The organism is Arthrobacter sp. B0316-1-20 (assembly GCF_059091865.1).
The window spans coordinates 1-3,979 of sequence record NZ_JBNHHC010000163.1; the positions used below are offsets into that span (position 1 = coordinate 1).

Annotated in this window: 3 protein-coding genes; all 3 read right to left on the reverse strand. The window is 68.1% G+C overall.

Translation table 11 applies throughout. The features are described 5' to 3' along the window. Positions 1–477: aldo/keto reductase (locus AC5RW2_RS41050; RefSeq protein WP_494075295.1), on the reverse strand; the 477-nt coding region annotated here is incomplete at its 3' end. A 13-nt stretch (positions 478–490) separates the two neighbouring features. Beyond that, positions 491–2,341: a malto-oligosyltrehalose trehalohydrolase gene (gene treZ, locus AC5RW2_RS41055; RefSeq protein WP_494030161.1), complete on the reverse strand. Its 1,851-nt coding sequence runs from the start codon at positions 2,339–2,341 to the stop codon at positions 491–493. Beyond that, a partial coding sequence (gene treY / locus AC5RW2_RS41060; RefSeq protein ID WP_494075296.1) for a malto-oligosyltrehalose synthase occupies positions 2,338–3,979 on the reverse strand: 1,642 nt, incomplete at its 5' end. The genes treY and treZ, both read right to left, overlap by 4 nt.

Consider the following 3,979-nt stretch of genomic DNA (forward strand, 5'->3'; position numbering starts at 1 on the left):
GGACCGGACGGCGGCGTCGAGGGCGCCCATCGTTTCCTCCAGCGGGGTGTCCGGCTCCGGACGGTGGCTGTAGAAGATATCGACGTAGTCCAGGCCCATCCGCCTCAGCGATTGGTCCAGGCTCGCCAGCAGGTACTTGCGGCTGCCGCCGAAGCCGTAGGGTCCGGGCCACATGTCCCAACCGGCTTTGCTGGAAATGACCAGTTCGTCCCGGTACGGGCCGAAGTCCTCACGCAACAGGCGCCCGAAGTTCGTTTCGGCGCTGCCGTACGGCGGCCCGTAGTTATTGGCCAGATCAAAATGCGTGACACCCAGGTCGAAGGCGCGGCGCAGGATGGCCCGCTGCGTCTGAAGCGGTTTGTCGTCACCGAAATTGTGCCAAAGGCCCAGCGAGACCGCCGGCAGCTGCAGTCCGCTGCGTCCCAGCCGCCGGTACGGCATGGTGCCGTAGCGGTCGCCGGCAGCAAAATAGGTCATCGGCTCGGCCTTCCTAGTCCTGAAAGGTGCGGTCCTTCGGCCGCCCGCCGTCCCGGAGCACCGTTGCCGGGCCATCTTCCGGTTGCAGGCGTACCACGGCGGCACTGGCCCCGGGCAGCACCACGGCACCGTCTGTGACGGTGATGCCGCTCTCGGTGGCCAGCAGGATGTCCGCTTCGCCGGGGTCGCCAAGGGCTTCCAGCGGGACCAGGCTGGAACCGTCGTCGAAATTCACGGCCACAGCCACCTGTCCCCGGTACAGCACCAGCCAGCCGTCGTCCTCGCTGTATTCGACCGCGGTGGTGCTGAACCGCGGATCCGTCAGCTCCGGCGTGCTCCGGCGCAGGGCGATCAGATCCTTGTACAGCTGCAGCAGCGGATTGTCGCCCTCGGCCTCGGACCAGTCGAGCTTGGAGTCCAGGAACGTCCCAATCTCCTGCGGATTCGGCACCAGCGCCGGATCCCAGCCCATCCGCTCGAATTCCTTCAGCCGCCCCTCGGCGGTCGCCTTGCCCAACTCCGGTTCCGGGTGGGAGGTGAAAAACTGCCACGGGGTCGTGGCGCCGTATTCCTCACCCATGAACAGCATGGGGGTGAACGGACTGGTCAGGTTCAGCACCGCCGCCAGGGCCAGCTTGCTCTGATCCAGCGTGGCGCTCAGCCGGTCCCCGGCGGCACGGTTGCCGATCTGGTCATGGTTCTGGGTGCAGACCACCAGCCTCCAAGTGGGCGTACGCTCCAGGTCGATAGGGCGGCCGTGCTTCCGGCCGCGGAAGGTGGACAGGGTGCCGTCGTGGAAGAACCCGCCGGAAAGCACCTTGGCCAGGGCACCCACGGAGTCGAAGTCCTCGTAGTAGCCGGCGGTTTCACCGGTGAGGTTCACATGCACCGCATGATGGAAATCGTCGCTCCACTGCGCAGACAGTCCGTAGCCGTTGGCTTCGCGCGGCGTGATGAGTCCGGGATTGTTCAGGTCCGATTCGGCGACCAGGAACAGCGGCTTGCCCAGGCGTGCGCCCAGCGCGTCCACCTCGGCGGACAGTTCCTCAAGCAGGTGCACGGCACGGCTGTCCGCGAGCGCGTGCACAGCATCCAGCCGCAGCCCGTCAACGTGGTAGTCCCGCAGCCACATCAGGGCATTGCCGATGATGTAGTCCCGGACCGTGTCCGAGCCGGCAGCGTCCAGGTTGACGGCGTCGCCCCAGCTGGTCCGGCCAGCTGTCAGGTAGGGCCCGAACCGCTGGAGGTAGTTGCCGCTGGGCCCCAGATGGTTGTAGACGACGTCCTGGATCACGCCGATCCCGTGCGCGTGCGCGGCATCGACGAACCGCTGGTAGGAGGCCGGGCCGCCGTAGTCCTCCTGCACGGTGTACCAGAGCACGCCGTCGTAGCCCCAGTTGTGCGTACCGTTAAAGCCGTTGACCGGCAGCAACTCCACAAAGTCGATGCCCAGCTCCGCCAGGTAGGGCAGCTTTTCGACGGCGGCATCCAGGGTCCCGGCGTCGGTGAAGGTTCCGATGTGGAGTTCGTAGATGACGCCGCCGGCCAGCGGCCGCCCTTTCCAGGCCCGGTCCTGCCACGGGTGCGCGGCGGGGTCGAAGGTGCGCGAGAGCTGGTGCACGCCGTTGGGCTGACGCCGGGACCGCGGGTCCGGGACGGGATGGTCGTCGCCGTCGATCAGGTAGCCGTAGTCCACCTCACCGGCGAGTTGCTCCCTCAGGCCCTCGGGCAGGGCCGCGTTACGGCAGCTCCACCAGCCGCCCGCGGCCTGCTGCATCGGCACCTTGAGGCCGTTGGCCAGCAGGATAGTTTCCTTCGCCTCCGGTGCCCAGACATCAAACCGTTCCAGTGCCTCGCCGGTCATGCCGTATGCCCCTTCCCCGTTGTCGTCGATGCTTCCCTTGCCTGGTCCGGGTCGTCCGCGCCCTCCCGGACCAGGAGCGCCACCGGATAGATCTCCAGAATGTCGGTCACCGGCAGGCCGCCCCTTGCCTGGCCGGCGTCGTTCCCGGCAACCCAGGTCCGCCCGGTCAGTTCGTCGCGATAGCTGCCCGCCGGCAGCAGCACCGCGGTGTCCTCCCAGCCCCCGCGTTGTGCCAGGCCGTAGGGCAGCCGGGTGGCCAGACTGACGGCACCGCCCCGGTCGAACGCGAAGAGATGTTCCGCTGCCGGGCCTTCCGCCTGGACGGGCTCGTACCTGGTGAAGAGCCTGGGCCGGTCCCGCCTCAGCCGCAGGGCCCGCGCGGTAACCAGCAGCTTTGCCTGTCCGTCGGCGCCCGGCTCGGGCTGCTCCCCGCCGTCAATCCGTTCCAGTGCCGCTTCCCGGGCGGCGAAGTCCACGCGCCGGCGGTTGTCCGGGTCTACCAACGAATGGTCCCAAAACTCCGTGCCCTGGTAGACATCCGGAACGCCGGGCATGGTGAGCTGGAGCAGTTTGGCGGAGAGTGAGTTGGACCAGCCGGCGGCCTGGATCAGTGCCGTGAAGTCGTCCAGGACGCGCCGCAGCTGCGGGTGGTCGTAGGCGGCGTCCACGGCCGCGTGCATGGTGCGCTCGAAGTCCTCGTCCGGATTGGTCCAGGTGGTGCTGCTGGCCGCCTCGCGCGCCGCTTTCTCGGCGTAGGCATGGGCCCGTTCCCGTTCCAGTGGCCAGGCCCCTACCAGTGCCTGCCACATCAGGGCGGAGAACGGAACATCGTCCAGCGGTGCCAGTGAACGCAGCTGGCCGAAAGTGCCGGCCCACTCCGAGGCGGCCTCGGAGAGCACATGGATGCGCGCCCTGGTGTCTTCGCTGCGTTTGGTGTCATGGGTGGTCAGCGTGGTCATGGACAGCGGCAGCTGCAGCTGCCGCTCCGCCAGCTTGGCGTGCAGCTGCCCGGGGGTCAGCGAGAAGAAGGAGGGGTCAGCTCCCACCTCATTCAGTGAGGTCAGCCGGGCATAGCGGTAGAACGCGGTGTCTTCCACGCCCTTGGCCATGACCATGCCGGAGGTCTGCTGGAACCTGACGGACAGTTCGGTCCCGGTTGCCCGCAGCAGCGGCTTCAGCACGTCGAGGGCCGGGGCCAGGTCGGGGCGGTTCTCCGCTGCCGCCCGGACCGCTTCCTCCAGGTATTCGGCCCCGTCCGGCAGGTAGCTGCGGTACACCGGGAAGCAGGCCAGCAGTTCAGCCACCGCATCCGCAGCCGCCGCGGTCTCCAGCCCCGCGGATGGCGGCACCAGCCGGACCAGGCGCTGGACCTCCGAGTGCAGCATGCCGTCGGCGATCGCCCGCTTGGTACCGTGGATCATCGCGTAGTAGTCCGGCGCTTCCGCCAGTTCCTCCAGGACCTGCTGCCCGGCGGGGTCGACGAACAGCCGGTCAAGGTCCGCGAGCGCGTCGTAGCCGGTGGTTCCGGCGCAGGCCCACCTTCCCGGCAGCCGCTCCCCCGGTTCCAGGATCTTCTCCACCAGCACGTAGGCACCACCGGTAAGGTCGCGCAGGCGGTCCAGGTAATCCTTGGGATCG

What these genes read in the sequence shown, in the direction of transcription:
- treZ (WP_494030161.1), bottom strand. Translation starts at nt 2,341, where the DNA reads ATGACCGGCGAGGCACTGGAACGGTTTGATGTCTGGGCACCGGAGGCG.